The organism is Alphaproteobacteria bacterium (genome assembly GCA_033762625.1).
In the GTDB taxonomy this organism is placed as follows: Bacteria; Pseudomonadota; Alphaproteobacteria; order UBA9219; family RGZA01; genus RGZA01.
Genome location: JANRLI010000023.1, coordinates 1 through 16,495 on the forward strand (window position 1 = coordinate 1; position 16,495 = coordinate 16,495).

The 16,495-nt window shown below is 48.2% G+C and carries 15 protein-coding genes; 4 read left to right on the forward strand and 11 right to left on the reverse strand.

All coding sequences use genetic code 11. The features are described from left to right. A partial coding sequence (locus SFW65_10080; GenBank protein ID MDX1923461.1) for an exodeoxyribonuclease III occupies positions 1 to 349 on the forward strand: 349 nt, incomplete at its 5' end. On the opposite strand, the gene SFW65_10085 is transcribed toward SFW65_10080, so the two are convergent. The 7 genes from SFW65_10085 to SFW65_10115 form a co-directional block, all read right to left on the reverse strand. Then, the gene (locus SFW65_10085) at positions 346 to 1,299 is read right to left on the reverse strand and encodes a hypothetical protein (protein MDX1923462.1); all 954 of its coding nucleotides are present in this window, start codon (positions 1,297 to 1,299) and stop codon (positions 346 to 348) included. The genes SFW65_10080 and SFW65_10085 overlap by 4 nt on opposite strands. Positions 1,300 to 1,402: 103 nt before the next feature. Next, positions 1,403 to 2,737, reverse strand: coding sequence for a pitrilysin family protein (locus tag SFW65_10090; protein ID MDX1923463.1), 1,335 nt, complete (start codon positions 2,735 to 2,737; stop codon positions 1,403 to 1,405). Further along, positions 2,734 to 4,101: a pitrilysin family protein gene (locus SFW65_10095; GenBank protein ID MDX1923464.1), complete on the reverse strand. Its 1,368-nt coding sequence runs from the start codon at positions 4,099 to 4,101 to the stop codon at positions 2,734 to 2,736. The genes SFW65_10090 and SFW65_10095 overlap by 4 nt, the downstream gene beginning before the upstream one ends. Before the next feature lie 29 nt (positions 4,102 to 4,130). After that, a complete protein-coding gene (locus tag SFW65_10100) occupies positions 4,131 to 4,703 on the reverse strand; it encodes a DUF3035 domain-containing protein (protein ID MDX1923465.1) in 573 nt (190 codons plus the stop codon). 15 nt (positions 4,704 to 4,718) lie between these two features. Beyond that, positions 4,719 to 5,222 carry a signal peptidase II gene (lspA, locus tag SFW65_10105; GenBank protein ID MDX1923466.1) on the reverse strand — a complete coding sequence of 168 codons (504 nt, stop codon included), beginning with the start codon at positions 5,220 to 5,222 and terminating at the stop codon, positions 4,719 to 4,721. Next, positions 5,219 to 8,116, reverse strand: coding sequence for an isoleucine--tRNA ligase (gene ileS, locus SFW65_10110; GenBank protein MDX1923467.1), 2,898 nt, complete (start codon positions 8,114 to 8,116; stop codon positions 5,219 to 5,221). Before ileS ends, lspA begins: the two co-directional genes overlap by 4 nt. Before the next feature lie 36 nt (positions 8,117 to 8,152). Next, positions 8,153 to 9,076 (reverse strand): bifunctional riboflavin kinase/FAD synthetase, encoded by a 924-nt coding sequence (locus tag SFW65_10115; protein MDX1923468.1) that lies wholly within the window; start codon positions 9,074 to 9,076, stop codon positions 8,153 to 8,155. 165 nt (positions 9,077 to 9,241) lie between these two features. On the opposite strand from SFW65_10115, the gene SFW65_10120 reads away from it, so the two are divergent. Together SFW65_10120 and SFW65_10125 are read left to right on the forward strand one after the other, a co-directional pair. Further along, entirely contained in the window at positions 9,242 to 10,153 is a 912-nt protein-coding gene (locus SFW65_10120) for an alpha/beta hydrolase (protein MDX1923469.1), read from the forward strand. A 4-nt stretch (positions 10,154 to 10,157) separates the two neighbouring features. Continuing rightward, complete coding sequence (locus tag SFW65_10125; protein ID MDX1923470.1) at positions 10,158 to 10,781, forward strand: phosphoribosyltransferase family protein; 624 nt, start codon at positions 10,158 to 10,160, stop codon at positions 10,779 to 10,781. A gap of 2 nt (positions 10,782 to 10,783) precedes the next feature. Here the strand turns inward: SFW65_10125 and SFW65_10130 are convergent, their stop codons facing one another. Together SFW65_10130 and SFW65_10135 are read right to left on the reverse strand one after the other, a co-directional pair. Then, entirely contained in the window at positions 10,784 to 11,779 is a 996-nt protein-coding gene (locus tag SFW65_10130; protein MDX1923471.1) for an ATPase, T2SS/T4P/T4SS family, read from the reverse strand. After that, positions 11,779 to 12,732 carry an ATPase, T2SS/T4P/T4SS family gene (locus SFW65_10135; protein ID MDX1923472.1) on the reverse strand — a complete coding sequence of 318 codons (954 nt, stop codon included), beginning with the start codon at positions 12,730 to 12,732 and terminating at the stop codon, positions 11,779 to 11,781. The genes SFW65_10130 and SFW65_10135 overlap by 1 nt, the downstream gene beginning before the upstream one ends. A gap of 335 nt (positions 12,733 to 13,067) precedes the next feature. Between SFW65_10135 and hisS the strand changes: the two genes are divergently transcribed. Then, on the forward strand, positions 13,068 to 14,411 hold the full coding sequence (gene hisS, locus SFW65_10140; GenBank protein MDX1923473.1) for a histidine--tRNA ligase: 1,344 nt from the start codon (positions 13,068 to 13,070) through the stop codon (positions 14,409 to 14,411). Between the two features lie 11 nt (positions 14,412 to 14,422). Here the strand turns inward: hisS and hemN are convergent, their stop codons facing one another. Together hemN and SFW65_10150 are read right to left on the reverse strand one after the other, a co-directional pair. Continuing rightward, positions 14,423 to 15,787, reverse strand: coding sequence for an oxygen-independent coproporphyrinogen III oxidase (hemN, locus tag SFW65_10145; protein MDX1923474.1), 1,365 nt, complete (start codon positions 15,785 to 15,787; stop codon positions 14,423 to 14,425). Between the two features lie 53 nt (positions 15,788 to 15,840). Then, positions 15,841 to 16,425, reverse strand: a complete 585-nt coding sequence (locus SFW65_10150; protein MDX1923475.1) for a TMEM165/GDT1 family protein — start codon at positions 16,423 to 16,425, stop codon at positions 15,841 to 15,843. Between the last annotated feature and the right edge of the window lie 70 nt (positions 16,426 to 16,495).

Genomic DNA, 16,495 nt, shown 5'->3' on the forward strand with positions numbered 1-16,495 from the left:
AGGTGATTTAAATATTGCACCGCTTGAACACGATGTATGGTCACATAAACAGCTGTTGGATGTGGTTTCACACACACCGATAGAAGTTGAAAAACTGGGCCATTTGCAGAAATCAAATGGTTGGTATGATGCGGTTCGTCATTTCGTTCCTGCTGACCAAAAACTGTATTCGTGGTGGAGTTACCGGGCTGGCGACTGGGCGGCATCCAACCGCGGCAGAAGACTTGACCATATCTGGTGCAGTAAGCCACTGATTAGCTCTCTTAAAAGTACCAAAGTCTTACGCGAAGCGCGCGGTTGGGAACCAAAGCCCAGCGACCATGTTCCAGTTATAGTTGACTTTGCTTAACCCGTATTTGGCGGCAAAGGAGTATGGCGGTGCATTCTCCATCCATACTGCGCCGTGCCAGCCGTAGGCGTTGTGCGCGCAACTGCGGGTCCAACTACATCAGCAACCCGGTAACCCGGAATATAACCAAGCGATCTGGTTAATGTGTCTTGCACCAGATTAACGTGGTCACCACTTGTTGCGTGATAAATTTTTACATTCTGTCGGGCATTGACCGTACCAGTTGTAAGCTGACCTGTTGCCGAGAAATGCGCATGAAGTACGGTATTGCTGATATGCGTTAAATTGCGCCCATTGGTTGGAATGTAATTACTTACGACAAACGGACGGTGTGTCTGGCTTGCAAAGCGTCTGTAGGTATCAGACCCGCCATAAAGCGTATCCAGCAGTACCGCGCCCTTGATACGCTGACCTAATGATGGCTGGTCGATGAGCTGGCCACCCGCGCCCATATGCACTAGCGGAACTGCGCGCATGGATTCTTCGATGACGGCATTGGCTGCACCATACCCACCACTATAACTTGTCACGATAATAGGCATTTTGCGAAAAGTATCGAGCGTTTCGGGTTTAGGGCGGCCAAGATTATGTCTTTGCTGATCATGCATTTGCGCAAGTTTCTGCGCCGCTTCTTCAAAAAATTTAGTAGCAAATCCGGGTTCTGCAAAACGGCCAGGGCTATCTCCCGCAGGACCTGTTGCGTTATAGGCAAGTTGCGGAGCAACCAGTACGGCGTTCAACCCTGCTTTTTCTAATTGCGCCAATACGGCTTGCCGGCGTACCACATCACGTTCAAGCATGACACGATGACCGTGCGCAAAAAAAACCATAACCGCTGGTTTGGTGATATCAAAATTTCTAACGAAGGATAGTTCCGTGCTTGACTGCTCACCGATAGCGTTTCTGCCCGGCGTGCCAAAAGGTGCATAAACGAATGGTGTAAGTGCCATACAATTATCTCATTGAATATGAAGCCATATTAACCCTGAACCTATTGACAGACGGCTAACACCCTTCAACTAAAATAACTTTTTTATTTCAATGGGTTAATGGTTATTCGACGCTATCAAACGTCTTGGTTGCGGTGATGCCTTGCGGCTCACCTACGAAAAAGGTGATTTGCGATGCATCCTGCAAAATGCGTTTGGCAACGCGCTGCACATCCTCCGCCGTTACTGCGTTCAATGCCGCTTCACGTTTTTGCTGTATATCAACACCCAATTTTTGACGTTGTATTTCCAGATAATGACCGGCAACACGGGCGGTCGAGGTAAGCGATAGCGCATAGGAACCAATCAGATAATCCTTTGCTGCTTTCAATTCCTCTGCGCTGACTTTTGTATCACGCATGTGCGCAATTTCTTTTTTTATCAAATCCAACACATGACCAGCATTTTCATTCTTAAAAGATGCCTGAATGCTATAGCTGGATCCATGGTCAAACAAAGACATACCTGATGAAATGCCATAGGTGAGACCGCGTTTTTCACGCACTTCGCTCATTAAGCGCGAAGAGAAGCTACCACCACCTAAAATATAGTTCATTACCTCCATCGCATACCAGTCTTTGTCATTACGGCGAATGCCGGGCCAGACAACCGTGATGCTGCTTTGTGGACCTTTATATTTCAGTACGAATGTTTCGGTTTTACCTTTCAAATCGGCTTCCGCAAGCTCTGCTCCAGCAGGCTTTTCCGGCAGCCCACCAAACGTCTCATCAAGCAATTTATTCAATTCTTCTTTCGTGATATCGCCTGTGGCACTGACAATAAGCTCGCTGCGATTGAGACGCTTGTGCCAGTTCTTCAAATCATCTTTGGTAATTGAATTGATGGTTGCCTGCGTTCCCAAAGTGCGCTTGCTGTAGGGATGCCCGGCATAGACTTCACGCATCATCAGCCGTGACATAAGCCAATCCGGATCTGATAGATAATTTTTAATTAAACTTATATTCTGCGCTTTTACTTGCATCAGACTTTGATCATCAAAACGCGGCTGCATAATACTAGCCCGCAACGCTTCCTGTGCGACAGGTAATGTCTCTTTCAAAGTACGCAATTGGCCATAAATCGTATCGCGCTGTGCCTGAAACGACAGGCTGATGACATTATCCTGCAATTTTTTGAGGAATGCGTTTTCATCATCAGCGGCTGCGCCTTTCGTCAACATAGTCGCCGCCACATGGCTTAAGCCCTGCTTTGCATCATCATCTGTTTCAATGCCGCCATTCCATGCAAATGACAAGGAAACAATCGGCAACGAATGATCTTCAATAAGCCAAGCAGTTATTCCCTTGCTGCTTTTTAAAATTTGCACATCATTGGCAAAGCATGGCGGTGCTATTAGCACGGCAAGCACACATAGAAGTGGCATAAACAAGCGCTTCATTTGATAGCCCCTTGGGCTGACGGGTGTGGCGATGGAGCAATCTTGGATAGGTCTAACCCTTCTTTTGGTTTTAGAACACCTGTAACACTTGGCGTCTCCAAAATACTTTTAAGTGCTTTTTGTACTTCTTCTGCTTTAACCGCTGCAATTTGTTCCGGCCAGTTTTCTACATCATCGAGTGTTTGCCCTGTCACGAGCGCAACACCAATGGTTTGTGCAGGGCCCATTACACTATCGCGCGCAAGCACAGCTTGGCGTTGCAGACTGCGGCGGGCTGCCTTCATATCATCTTCGTTTGGAAGCGTTTTGGCATATTCCTGCAAGGCTGCATCAAGTTCTGCCAAAAGCTGCTCTTTTGTCACATTCGGCTTTGGTACAAGCGAGATAACAAACTGACCATCATCATATAAATCACTTTCGTAATTCACATTAACACTACTGGCGAGGTTTTTTTCCTGTATCAAACGCCGTGGCAGAAACGATGCATCGGATGCATCCAATAATTCTTCTAGCACCTGAAGAGCAATTGAATTAGCAGGGTCTTTGCGCGCGGGCGCAATTTTATAGCTACGTAGCAATGTAGTTTGTTTGACATGTTCATGTTCGAGCACAATCGTTGTGTTGCCTTTAAATTGTGGGTCAACGGTGCGGATGCGCGGCGCAAGACGCTTGGTTGGTAATACGCCAAAGGTTTTCTTGGCTAATGCGAATACTTCTTCTGCCTTTACATCACCGCTTACTATCACCACGGCGTTGGAAGGCTGATACCACGTTTCATAAAAACGCCTAGCATCTTCTACGGTGAATTTTTCTATCTCTTCCTTCCAGCCGATGACTGGAATACCATACGGATGGTGCGGGAATAACGCAGCTGCCATTTGTTGCAGCAGCGGCGCAAACGGTTCATCTTCAACGCGCTGGCGGCGTTCATCAAGCACCACAGCTAGCTCTGGGGTTGCTAGTTCTTTCTTGATTTGTAAATGTGCCAGGCGATCAGCTTCCAGTTCCATGACCATTGGCAGATTGGCTTTCGCAACTGTTGCAAAATAAGCTGTATAATCCCATGACGTAAATGCGTTTTCTGTGCCGCCCACCTGCGCGATGCGCGCAGAATATTCGCCATTTGGAACTTTTGCAGTTCCTTTGAACATGAGGTGTTCAAGATAATGCGCGATACCGGAAACGCCCTGGACTTCATCGGCAGCACCAGCCTTAATCCACATCATATGGGTAACAACGGGTGCCATGTGGTTTTCAACCACCACGACCTGCAACCCGTTTTCGAGCGTAGCAGTTTTTGCATTAAACACTGCTGCATGTGCAGTACCATTCAGTGATATCAAAGCCGATATCAAAATTGACATAGGCAGCCAGAAACGGCGCATGAGAGACCTTACTTAATGAGTACTGAATTACTTTTTTCAATTGCTGGCGTGCCTGTGGCAGTAATCGGCACGCCGTCACGTTTAGCTTTTTCAAGACGTTCTTTTTCTGCGGCAGCATCCACCGTAACACCTTGTTCGTCTTTCTTGGGATTTTTCCAGAAAGTAATTGCTTCAAGCAAGCGGCGGTTACCGATAACTTGCTGGCTTGCTTCCTTATCAAGCTTGGAGCGAACGCGCGGATCTGCCTTGTCGCTTCCTGTTTGGCTTATCAACGCCTGTTCAGACGGGCTCAGCGCCTGCATGTTCAAGGATGTTACGCCTTGTTGTGGCACGGTCTCCATCTTGCCCTCACCATAAAGCGCCTTGGCGGCAGCCGTAGATGGGTTTATGGCATTGCGCGGCGCAGCACCGGGGCGCGGCGGACGTAGGTCAAAGTCAGGTGGCATTGATAATGGCGGATGATCAATGACCGCAAATTCATCTGGTGGCGTGTTTACAAGGCCGACCGCTTCACGCACTTCTCCGCAACCCGTCAGGGCAATAAGCGATACGCAGACAATGAGAAGCTTCTCTGATTTCATATTTAATTTCATGCTCTATTTTTGAAGCGTCTTTTTGTCAAAAGCAAGGCTATCCAGCAAAATCAGGCCAACCCCGCAAACGATAGCACTATCTGCGACATTGAAGGCAGGCCAATGATATACCCAGCTCCCGATTGTGACGTAAAAATCAAGAAAATCAATAACCGCGCCATGCAAGACACGGTCTATTGCATTCCCGATTGCGCCACCAATGACCATTGCCAATGCAGTTACAATCAATGCGCTGCGGGTGCGAAACAACCACACGAGCAGCGCACACGAAATGATGCCCGAAATGCCGAGAAAAATATAAGGCTGCGCTTCTACTGGCGCCTGATTAAACAATCCAAAGCTTATGCCACGATTGTAAACCAGCACCAGATTAAAGAATGATGTAATCGGATGTACGATTTCTTCGGATGGGATCGTTTGCAAAATCGCATTTTTGCTAATCTGATCAACGCTTGCAATAACCGCGGCAAGCGCAAGTGCAATCCATTTATACCGTACAATACTCATGCAGCCACAGCCATCTGTTCAACGGCAGCTTCACATCGCAAGCATATGGTTGGGTGTTTTTTGCTTTTACCCACCTCTTCCTTCACGGACCAGCACCGCTCGCACTTATTACCGGATGCAACATTCACAACCACAGCGACATCGGGGACGTCGGAAATTATGAAGGCATCAACAGGCGGCGTATCGGTAACCACATGCAAATAAGAAGTTATGCAAATATCAGCAAAATCGATGGTTTTCAGCAAATCCGCATCCGGCTTTTTGACATAGACCGTTGGCGTTGCCTGCAAACTGGAACCCACAACCTTTTCTGCGCGCTTCTTTTCAATCGCGCCAGTTACAACCGAACGCAGTGCGCGGATGCGTTGCCATTTGGTTGCCAAGGCATCATCGCGCCATTCGGCAGGGATTTTTTCAAACAAAGTTGCATGAACGGATTTTTCAGGATGCTTTCCTGCAAGCCACGCTTCTTCAGCCGTAAAGCACAAAATTGGCGCAAGCCATTTGGTGAGCGAGATATAAATCGTGTGCATGACTGTGCGCACCGCGCGGCGGCGGGTTTCATTGGGATGATCACAATACAGACTATCCTTGCGGATATCGAAATAGAGCGCTGATAAATCAACCGCGCAGAAATTGTGTAATTCGGTCAACATCGCATTGAACTTATATTCCGCAATCGCCTTTTCGATATTGGCGTTTACTTCATATAAGCGATGCAAGACCCAGCGTTCCAGCTCCGGCATTTCTTTAATGCCAAGCGTTTCCTTGGCACTAAAGCCGTCAAGCGCGCCAAGCACATAGCGCAGGGTATTACGCAAGCGGCGATAGGTTTCGGCCGATTGCTTGAGGATTTCAGGGCCAACGCGCAAATCTTCGGTGTAATCGGTACTGATAATCCAAAGACGTAAAATATCTGCACCCATTTTTTCGATGACTTCCTGAGGAGCAACCACATTGCCCAAGGATTTCGACATCTTGCGGCCTTGTTCATCGAGCGCAAAGCCATGCGTCAGCACAGCCTTGAACGGTGCAATGCCGCGCGTGCCGCAGCTTTCCAACAATGAAGAATGGAACCAACCGCGATGCTGGTCGGACCCTTCTAAATATAAATCAGCAGGTACAGCAAAGCCGCGCGCTTCCAAAACAAAGGCATGAGTTGAACCGGATTCAAACCATACATCGACGATGTCTTTAATCTGATCGTAATCCTCGGCTTTATACTTATCGCCCAAGAATTCTTGGGCGGGGCGTGCAAACCAAGCATCCGCACCATCTTGTTCAAAGGCATCAGCGATGCGTTTATTGACGGCATCATCGCGAATGATTTCGCCAGTTACCTTATGCGCAAAAATCGCAATAGGAACACCCCAAGCGCGTTGACGGCTGATGCACCAGTCAGGCCGCGTTTCCACCATAGAGCGAATGCGGTTTTCACCGATTGCCGGAACCCAATCGGTATCGGCAATGGCTTTGAGCGCTTTCTTGCGCAAATCATTCTTCTCCATCGAGATGAACCATTGCGGCGTAGTGCGGAAAATAACCGGCGCTTTTGAACGCCAAGAATGGGGATAGCTGTGCTGGAATGAATGACTGGCAAGAAGCGCACCAACTTCGGTAAGTTTTGCAAGCACTGCCTTATTCGCGCCGCCGGGTTTACCTTGCAGATTATAGATGTATTCCCCCGCGAAGATCGGCGTGTGCGGTTTATAGCGCCCCTCCCCATCCACGAAATCGGATTGTGATAGGTCACCACTTTCACCGTATATTTCATAACGATGTGCTTTGCCTAATTTATAATCGTCTTCACCATGGTTCGGCGCGATATGCACGAAGCCCGTACCGGTTTCGGTTGCAACGAATTCACCAGCGAATAATGGCACATCGAATTCATAGCCGTGCCCGCGCAATGGGTGAGCAATCTCCAATTTATTTAGATCACTACCCTTAAAACCAATTAATTCTCGCAGAACGACACCGGTTTGTTTTTCAAAATTTTCTTTTTGAACCTGCGCGACGACATATTTTTCACCCACATTGCCTTTGCTTGATTCATTGACAGCCGTGCATTCATAGATAGCATAATCTATATCATTTCCAAACGCTATCGCGCGATTACCAGGCAAGGTCCAAGGTGTTGTTGTCCATATTACGATATAAGAGTTCTGAAGATGGCTAATCAGCTTTATATCTCCAACTAAAACGCTAGAGACACCATCTTTGTTCACTGAGGATACCGGAAATTTCACATACGCCGCGGTTGATGTGTGGTCGTGATATTCAACCTCCGCATCGGCCAGCGCGGTTTTTTCAACCGTTGACCACATGACGGGTTTCACATCACGGTAGAGCCCGCCATTCATCGCGAATTTGTGGATTTCCTTCACGATGCCGGCTTCCGCCGCATAGGTCATGGTGGTGTAAGGGTCAGCCCAATTACCCATAACGCCAAGACGCTGGAATTCCGCGCCTTGCACGCCCACCCATTCGCGCGCGAATTCGCGGCATTCCTGACGGAATTGCAACAGCGGCACTTCATCCTTGTTCTTTTTTTGCGCGCGATATTTTTCTTCGATTTTCCATTCAATCGGCAAACCGTGGCAATCCCAGCCCGGAACATAATCGGTGGCATAGCCTTGCATTTGCTTGGTGCGGTTTACCACGTCTTTTAAAATTTTATTGACCGCATGGCCGATATGCAGATTGCCATTCGCATATGGCGGGCCATCATGCAGGATGAATTTCTCCTTACCTGTATTTCCGCCAGAAATCAGCGATTGCAGATTAATATCCTGCCAATAGCTAATCAGCTTTGGTTCTTTTTGCGGCAGGTCACCGCGCATGGGAAATTCGGTTTTGGGGAGAAAAACTGTATTTTTGTAATCAGTAGTCATGGCGCTATTTTGGTCAGGAAAATCAAAAAAACGAGATTATGCCAGCATCTGTTTTGCTACAAGACAATCCTGCTTGATTTGGTTTTTTAACGCATCCAGCCCCTCAAAACGCTGCTCTGGCCTAATAAAATCGACAAAACCGATGCGGATGCTTTGTTCATATAAATCGCCTGCAAAGTCAAATATATGCACTTCAAGGCTTTCACGTTCACCATCTACCGTGGGACGGATGCCGATATTGGCAACGCCCTGATACTGTTTGCCCGCATGGGTGACAGTGACAGCATATATACCAAAGCGCGGCCGCTGGTAACAATCGAGGGATAGATTAGCGGTTGGAAAACCAATTGTACGACCACGCTGCGCGCCACGCTGCACGATACCTTCAATTTCCCAATTGCGGCCCAGCGCTGCCGCCGCGCTTTTCGGATCACCCTTTTGCAAAACTTCACGGATACGCGTCGATGACCACAGCACATGCGAATTGTCATAAACAGGCGAAACCTCATCCACATGCAAATGATGTTTTTTCATAAGCTGCTTGAGCAGCCGCATATCGCCGCCGCGTTTATGACCAAACACAAAATCATGCCCCGCCACAGCATGGGATATATGCAATTGTCCAAGCAATAAGTCTTCAACAAATTGTTCAGCACCGAGCTTAGAAAATTCATAAGTAAACGGAATTTCAAAACATACATCCACGCCCAAATCCGCAAGGATACGACGTTTGGTGTGTGCAGGCGTAATACGGAACGGAGCATCAGCTGGTGCAAACACACTGCGCGGATGCGGCTCGAACGTAACAACCCCAAAAGGTTTATTGTGTTTACGCGCCTGTTCGCGAGCTTTTTGCAACACCACCTGATGCCCGAGATGCACGCCATCAAAATTACCGAGCGCAACAACAGCGTTCTGCATGGGTTTTGGTGGCGGGGAAGATGGTTCAAAAATAAGCATGGCCATTCAATCTAGGCAAGCAATTCGCCCTGTCAATATGCGTGGCTTTTGATAATATAGGTTTTACACTTTTGCTCGTTGGCCTCAACAATTGGTGCGCTTCACTCGCTCTGCGCGATGCGCAACCGCTCGTGAGGGCAACGGTCATCTTATTAGGCCGCATATATGAATCTCACACTGCACTTCCTCCCCTGCTCTTATGATGGTGAAATGCGTTACGGCAAAAGTGCGCCAGCCAAAAAAGCTGCCGGAACGGTATTGCTGTTGCCAGGCTGGGGTGAATGGATTGAAAAATACAAGGAGGTTATCAGCAGCTGGAATGAACGCGGATACAACGTGGTCATCGCCGAATGGCGCGGGCAAGGATTATCATCGCGTTTTTTGATGGATCGAAAAAAGACCTGGCTGCCCAGTTTCGATTTACTGGTTGAAGATTTGGAACGCCTGTTCAAAACCGAATTGGGTAATGAGAAAAAAATAATCCTCCTTTGCCATTCCATGGGTGCACATATTGGCCTTCGCTGGTTTCTGGAACGCGGGCGCAAATATCCATCAATCAAAGCGGTTATACTTGTATCGATGTTGCACCGGCTTAAAACAGCGCCGATACCGTCAATCATAGCCCTATGGATCATTAAATTTGCCGCATGGCTTGGCTTTGACCAAGCCTACGCAATCGGCCAGAAGGATTTTGACCAAGCGAAAGGCACGTTTGAAAGCAACCCGCTCACACAAAGCGAAGCCCATTACCAAAATCTGATGGCGCACCTGACTGAAAAGCCGGAACTGAAAGTTGGCGGGTTAACCTATGGCTGGCTGTACGCATTCCTGCAATCCGCCAAACGGCTGGAACAGGATCTGGCGCGCGGCGCACCCCGCATTCCGTATCTGGTCATGGGTTCGCAAGAAGATCCGTTGGTTGAAACAAGCGGTTTTACATTTGTCGCATCCATGCTACCCAATTGCAAAGTACAGTATTTGCATGGCGCAAAGCATGAATTGCTACAGGAAAAAGAAGAGTTCCGCCTGCAAACATGGGAATGGATGGATCAGTTTTTAACACGTCTGAAGGCTTAAACGTATGAATAAAGAAATCTTTGATGCACTTGCAAAAATTCAGGCTGTTATCACCGATAGCCATCTTGTTTACACATCCGGCAAACACGGCTCTACGTATTTCAACAAGGATGCGATTTATCCGCATACCGAAGTGACATCACAACTATGTGAAGAAATTGCCAAGCACTTTGCCAATAAAGGAATTGAAGTGGTGATAGCACCCGCAGTTGGTGGCATTATTTTATCGCAGTGGGTTGCCTATCATCTCACCAAAATTACGGGCCGCGAAGTTTTGGGCGTATATGCAGAAAAAGAAGGTGACGGGTTTGTTATTAAACGCGGTTATGACAAACTATCATCCGGCAAAAAGACGCTGATTGTTGAAGATATTCTGACGACTGGCGGATCAGTTAAAAAAGTGATTGATGCAGCACGCGCGATTGGCGCGAATGTGATGGGACTTGGCGTTTTGTGCAATCGCGGTGGCATCAAGGCGGAAGACGTATCACACCCGCCGGAATTATTCGCGCTGATTAACGTGAATTTTGACGCATGGGATGAAAAAGATTGCCCCTTATGCGCCAAAAACGTGCCCATCAACACAGATGTGGGCCATGGCCGCAAATACGTTCAGGCAAAATCGTAGAACTACTTAGCCTTACTATCTTTTAACGAATTCGGTACATTTATGCCGGAGGTTTGCGACAATTGCGCCATACGCGCAATTTGACGCTCGATATACGTGTTGATCATACCTACGCGCTCTTCACGAATAAGTGCGCGCACAGGATCACCATTATTATCTTCTTCGGTAAATACATAACGGATATGCGGGCCTTGCGGTCCAAGCCGTTGATGGATTGCTGCCGTGAGGCCTTGCGCCAATACGTTCTTTGCGGCACTGCCAAGATTTTGCGCTGCGAGTTGTAACAAGCCCAGCAAGCTGTCTTCAATTGAACCCGCGTGAATGGTTGTTAGCACCAAGTGGCCTGTGGTTGCGGCACGCAAAATCTGTTCAGCAGCCGCGGGGGAGCGAACCTCACCCACCAGTAAGTAGCGCGGCGTCCAACGCAAGGTGCGTTTTAATGGGGTTGCCCAGTCTTCACCGCTTGCGACCTGAATTTGATAGCAATAGCCTTTATCACCACAAGGACCTTCCAGAATGTATTCCACGGGATCTTCCACGGTCATGCCTACGCCGCCATAGCTGTGCAAATATTCCTGCAACAATGAGAAGCATGTAGTGGTTTTACCGTGACCCGTGGCACCTGAAAAAATAACCAGACCATCGCGGCGGCCCAGATTGCGTAAGTAATTAGCAATGTGCGGGGCATACCCAAGCCCTTCAAGCTTTGGCACAATCGGGGTAATGCGGCGAAGAACCGCCCATGTTTCACCATTCGCCATGCCCTGGTGGGCAAGACGGAAGCGCATGCCATCATAGGTAAATGCAACTTCTACATTGTCGGCTTCGGAACGGAATTTTGCTGCCAGTTTTTCAACGTCTTCCGCATAATCGGAATGCAATGGCTGAATCCATACGTTGTTCTTGTCGCGTTGCGGCGAACGGTAACGCGGCTGCGCAGGTCTATCAAGACGCACATACAAATCCATGAACGCTAAATCTTTTAGAAGCTTGCCCATTATTTATCACCAATCCGCAGCATCTTGGCTGACGTTTTATCGAGGTAGGTTGTAATCATACCGACTTTGTTTTCACGAATGAGTGAGCGAACAGGATCACCCATATTGCCGGGCTCTGTTACGGCCATACGAACCGATGGGCCGGCTTCCGACATGGTTTGATGGACAACAGCCGTCAAACCAGCTGCAAGAATGTGATTAGCACTGCCACCCATACCTTGTTCAGCAAGATGCATAAGACCCATCAATGCTTCTTCCGCAGAACCTGCGTGCACGGTGGTAATTACCAAATGGCCCGTGGTGGCTGCACGCAAAACCTGTTCTGCTGCTTGGGGGGTGCGAATTTCACCAACGAAAATATAATGCGGCGCCCAGCGTAAGCTGCGTTTAATACAGGAAGCCCAGTCTTCCGTGCCGTTGACTTCCACTTGGAATGCAAATCCGCTGTCACCATGACGGCCTTTAAGCACATATTCAACGGGATCTTCAATCGTTACTGCGATGCCGCCATGCGCTATCAAATAATCAATCAGCAACGCGCAGGAGGTGGTGGTTTTACCATGCCCAGTTGCACCTGTAATCATAATCAGGCCATCACGCTTTCCTAAATCGCGCAGCATTTGCACATATGCCGGAACCATGCCTAGCTTATCCAGCTTTGGCACTTCTGTTTTGATTACGCGCAAACACATCCAGTCTTCACCATCGGCCATTTTCTGACGCGACATACGCATACGCGTACCTTTGAACTGCAGAATGCTGTCTTCTTTTAAACCTTGGTTGCGAACAAAATCGGTAATCTGCCGTACTTCGTCATCAAAATGGTGGGGCACTACAGCGTTGATGCGTTGCTTGCCCTTTTTTTGTCCCTGATAAATAGCCGCGCCATTTGAATCGAGACGAATGTACAAATCGCTCAACTTCAAGTCGCGAAAAAGGGATGGTGGTGACATAGGGAAACCTGACGGATTTTTCATATTTTCTCACATGGGTCTCTTAATGTGGCATAGCTGACTTAAGATAGCGTTATTGAATGGTAAACCCCAGTTTTACAATTATATCCAAATCCTTAGTGATATTGTATTGAAATCGAAAGGAATAAGGTTGTAAGCAGCACTGCCAGCACCGTTATTGCAGGCATTTATGCAAGCTAGTGGATTTTTTAGTGACTTACAGCTACGTGTAATACTCAAACGCCGCCCATTTGTATTTTGGGGCTTCGCTCGCATAAGCTCGCGGAACGGCGGTCGCCGTTCTTAAAACCACACGATGAGTTATTCGAGTATCTATGAGCCAAACCATCATCACGCCTAAAACGCCAACCGGAACAATGGAATTGCCGCCGCGCGAGCAAATCGTGTTCCAGAAGATGCTTGATACCATCCGCCAGAAATTCGAGCGCTATGGGTTTCTTCCCATCGAAACGCCGGCGTTTGAAGAAGCGAATATTCTGCTGACCAAAAGCGGCGGTGAAACTGAAAAGCAAGTTTACTTCGTGCAATCCACCGGCTCGATCAAAGAAGGCCACGCTCCTGATTTAGCATTACGTTTTGATTTAACCGTTCCCCTCGCCCGTTATGTGGCGCAGCACCAGAATGAATTGGCGTTCCCGTTTCGCAGATACCAGATGCAACGCGTCTATCGCGGGGAGCGCGCGCAAAAAGGCCGTTTCCGCGAATTCTACCAATGCGATATCGATGTGATTGGCCGTGAAACACTATCGCCCGCTTATGATGCCGAAATGCCCGCAGTCATTGCGGATATTTTCCGTGATTTGAAGATTGGCGCTTTCACCATCAATGTTTCCAACCGGAAGATTTTGAAAGGTTACTTGGAGAGCGTTGGCGTAACTGATGCGGAAGCAAAAGCCCAAGTGCTGCGCGAAATTGATAAGGCTGATAAAATTGGTTGGGCCGATGTTGAAAAGAATTTGAATGCTACGGGTCATACCAAGCTTGGTTCTTTGTTACTATTGCTAAAAGGCGATGCAGATAATGCAAGCCGTTTGAAGGATTTGGAAAAACTCTGTGGCAATAGTGCGGAAGCGGCAGAAGGCTTAAACGAAATCGCGCTGCTACTTTCGACCACCGCAGATATGGGCGCAGGCGATGTTATTCGTTTCAATCCTGCCATCACGCGTGGCCTTGATTACTATACGGGTACGGTTTACGAAACATTCCTGAATGATCACAAAAACTTCGGCAGTATTTGTTCAGGCGGCAGATACGACAATCTTGCCAGCTATTACACCAAATCAAAACTGCCTGGCGTTGGGATTTCGATTGGCCTGACACGTTTGTTTGATCAGATGCGTCATGCGGGGCTGGTGAATGAAGCGCCAAGCAGTGTACAGATTCTTATCACCATGATGGATGAAGGTTTAAGTAGCGATTACCGCCGCATTGCAACCCAGCTGCGCGCGGCTGGCATCAACACCGAAATCTATCTGGAAGCAGATAAATTGGGTAAGCAATTTAAATATGCCGATAAGGCGGGTATTCCATTCGCGTTGGTCATGGGAAGTGATGAGCACACCAACGGCGTTGTGGCATTAAAGAATTTGAAATCAGGCGACCAACAGGAAATCAAGATCGCCGAACTGGCAGAACACGTCCGCAAAGCCATGTCGTGATCAGGTGTTAATCAAGCGACTTTGGAAAACGCAGCAGGCACTGCCTGCGCATGGGCATCAAACACTTGGCAAATAACACGGATAGGCATGCGCCAGCGCGAAGTGAGCTTAATGGTATGACCGTCAAGCCGGACCAGCCCGCAAGCTTCAAATGACGCCAACTTTTCAAATGCTTGCGAAAATTGCCCAACATCTGCGCCCAGCGAGTTACAGAGCCGTTCAACATCGCAAGAAAGATAACACATAAGCGCTTGGATGATCGCGCCGCGCACACGATCATCATCATTCATTTTATAGCCGCGCGTAGTAGCTAGCATATTCTGCTTGATGATGTTCTGATATGTTTCAGTCTGGCGTTCGTTTTGAAAGAAACCATCGGGCGTTTGGCTGATGGATGATGCGCCAAGCGCAATCAGTGTATCGGTTGTATCATCGGTGTAGCCTTGGAAATTGCGGCACAGCGTTCCGTTGTTCAATGCACGCACAAGGCCATCATCGGGCTTTGCGAAATGATCCATCCCCACCGCAATATAACCATGCGCAATAAACACATCACGTGCGGCATCATCCATGGCAAGGCGAGCTATTGAATCCGGAATTCCGCATGGCTCTAGCGCTTGCTGGTGTTTTTTAAGACGAGGCAAATGGGCATAGGAAAACAAAGCAATACGGTCAGGGCCCAATTCACATACCTGGCGTGCAGTATGCGCCACGCTTTCAGGGGTTTGCAAAGGCAGACCATACATCAAGTCAAAATTGATGTTGGCAATACCGCTGCTATGAAGCCATGCGCAAACCTGTTTCACCATTTCATAAGGCTGGATACGATGCACCAGTTCCTGCACATCATGCTTGAAATCCTGCACGCCCAAACTGGCACGTGTGACGCCGCATTTGGCGAACGCTAATACCTTTTCATGTGTGGCTACGCGCGGGTCAATCTCGACCGCGATTTCCTTACAGTGCGAGAAATCAAATTGCTGATGCAATTCAGCAAATAATTCCATGATCATTTGCGGCGACAAAATATTGGGCGTACCACCGCCAAAATGCAAATGACTGACGGATAAACGATGCCCGACCTGCTCTGCGATCATGCGCATTTCATCTTTTAAGGCAACCAAATAGCGTTCAATACGGCTTTCGCGGCGGGTAACGCCAGTATTGCATCCGCAATAAAGGCACAACGCATCACAAAACGGAATATGAATGTACAGCGAGATGGGCTTTTCGGGCGGTAGCTTTGCCAATGATGCGGCATAATCGATAGCTGCAACACCACCATGAAACGCTGTGGCAGGCGGATAGCTTGTGTAGCGCGGCACAGCCGCGCCAAGCCATAGCTTCAGATTATCATTGGGTGATACGTGCATCATACCCGTTATTTTAACGGGTAAACGCGCACATGCTTTAGGCAAAATGCCGCACCCTAAAGCCGGATTGCGTCACCCACCAACACCAAGATGCCGATTATCACAAATAATACAGCTACAATCCGATGGATAACCGGTAGTGGCAGCTTCTTAATAACCTTTTGCCCAAAATAAACCACCGGTACATTTGCCAGCATCATGCCCAGTGTTGAGCCGATAACGACCATTACAAAGGCCTGATATTTTGCGGCAAGAGCAACTGTTGCAAGCTGCGTTTTATCCCCCATCTCTGCCATGAAGAATGCGGCAAAGGTGGTAAGAAAAATTCCAAGACCGCTGACCCCGCGTTCTTTTACATCAATATCATCCGCCTTATCGGGAATGAGCACCCAGCCCGCCATTGCAATGAACGAGATGCCCAATATCCAGCGCAGGGCATCCGGCCCGATGGTTTGTGTAATCAATTCACCAAAGTAAGCTGCGCCCGCATGGTTGATGACCGTAGATGCAAAGATGCCCAATATGATCGGTAACGGCTTTTTAAATTTGCAGATCAGGCAGAGCGAAAGAAGCTGCGTCTTATCGCCAAGTTCGGCAAGCGCAACCATAAAACTGGATACAAAGAAGGGTTCAAAAATCATGAAAACTCCGGCACATATTGCCGGAAGCGATGACAGATTGATTAAGCCCAACCCCTTCCGGCAGGAAGGC

Excerpts from the sequence above, each read along its gene's own strand:
- SFW65_10085 (MDX1923462.1), bottom strand. The coding sequence starts at position 1,299 with ATGGCACTTACACCATTCGTTTATGCACCTTTTGGCACGCCGGGCAGA.
- SFW65_10090 (MDX1923463.1), bottom strand. The coding sequence starts at position 2,737 with ATGAAGCGCTTGTTTATGCCACTTCTATGTGTGCTTGCCGTGCTAATA.
- SFW65_10095 (MDX1923464.1), bottom strand. The coding sequence starts at position 4,101 with ATGTCAATTTTGATATCGGCTTTGATATCACTGAATGGTACTGCACAT.
- SFW65_10100 (MDX1923465.1), bottom strand. The coding sequence starts at position 4,703 with ATGAAATCAGAGAAGCTTCTCATTGTCTGCGTATCGCTTATTGCCCTG.
- lspA (MDX1923466.1), bottom strand. The coding sequence starts at position 5,222 with ATGAGTATTGTACGGTATAAATGGATTGCACTTGCGCTTGCCGCGGTT.
- ileS (MDX1923467.1), bottom strand. The coding sequence starts at position 8,116 with ATGACTACTGATTACAAAAATACAGTTTTTCTCCCCAAAACCGAATTT.
- SFW65_10115 (MDX1923468.1), bottom strand. The coding sequence starts at position 9,076 with ATGCTTATTTTTGAACCATCTTCCCCGCCACCAAAACCCATGCAGAAC.
- SFW65_10120 (MDX1923469.1), top strand. The coding sequence starts at position 9,242 with ATGAATCTCACACTGCACTTCCTCCCCTGCTCTTATGATGGTGAAATG.
- SFW65_10125 (MDX1923470.1), top strand. The coding sequence starts at position 10,158 with ATGAATAAAGAAATCTTTGATGCACTTGCAAAAATTCAGGCTGTTATC.
- SFW65_10130 (MDX1923471.1), bottom strand. The coding sequence starts at position 11,779 with ATGGGCAAGCTTCTAAAAGATTTAGCGTTCATGGATTTGTATGTGCGT.
- SFW65_10135 (MDX1923472.1), bottom strand. The coding sequence starts at position 12,732 with ATGTCACCACCATCCCTTTTTCGCGACTTGAAGTTGAGCGATTTGTAC.
- hisS (MDX1923473.1), top strand. The coding sequence starts at position 13,068 with ATGAGCCAAACCATCATCACGCCTAAAACGCCAACCGGAACAATGGAA.
- hemN (MDX1923474.1), bottom strand. The coding sequence starts at position 15,787 with ATGATGCACGTATCACCCAATGATAATCTGAAGCTATGGCTTGGCGCG.
- SFW65_10150 (MDX1923475.1), bottom strand. The coding sequence starts at position 16,425 with ATGATTTTTGAACCCTTCTTTGTATCCAGTTTTATGGTTGCGCTTGCC.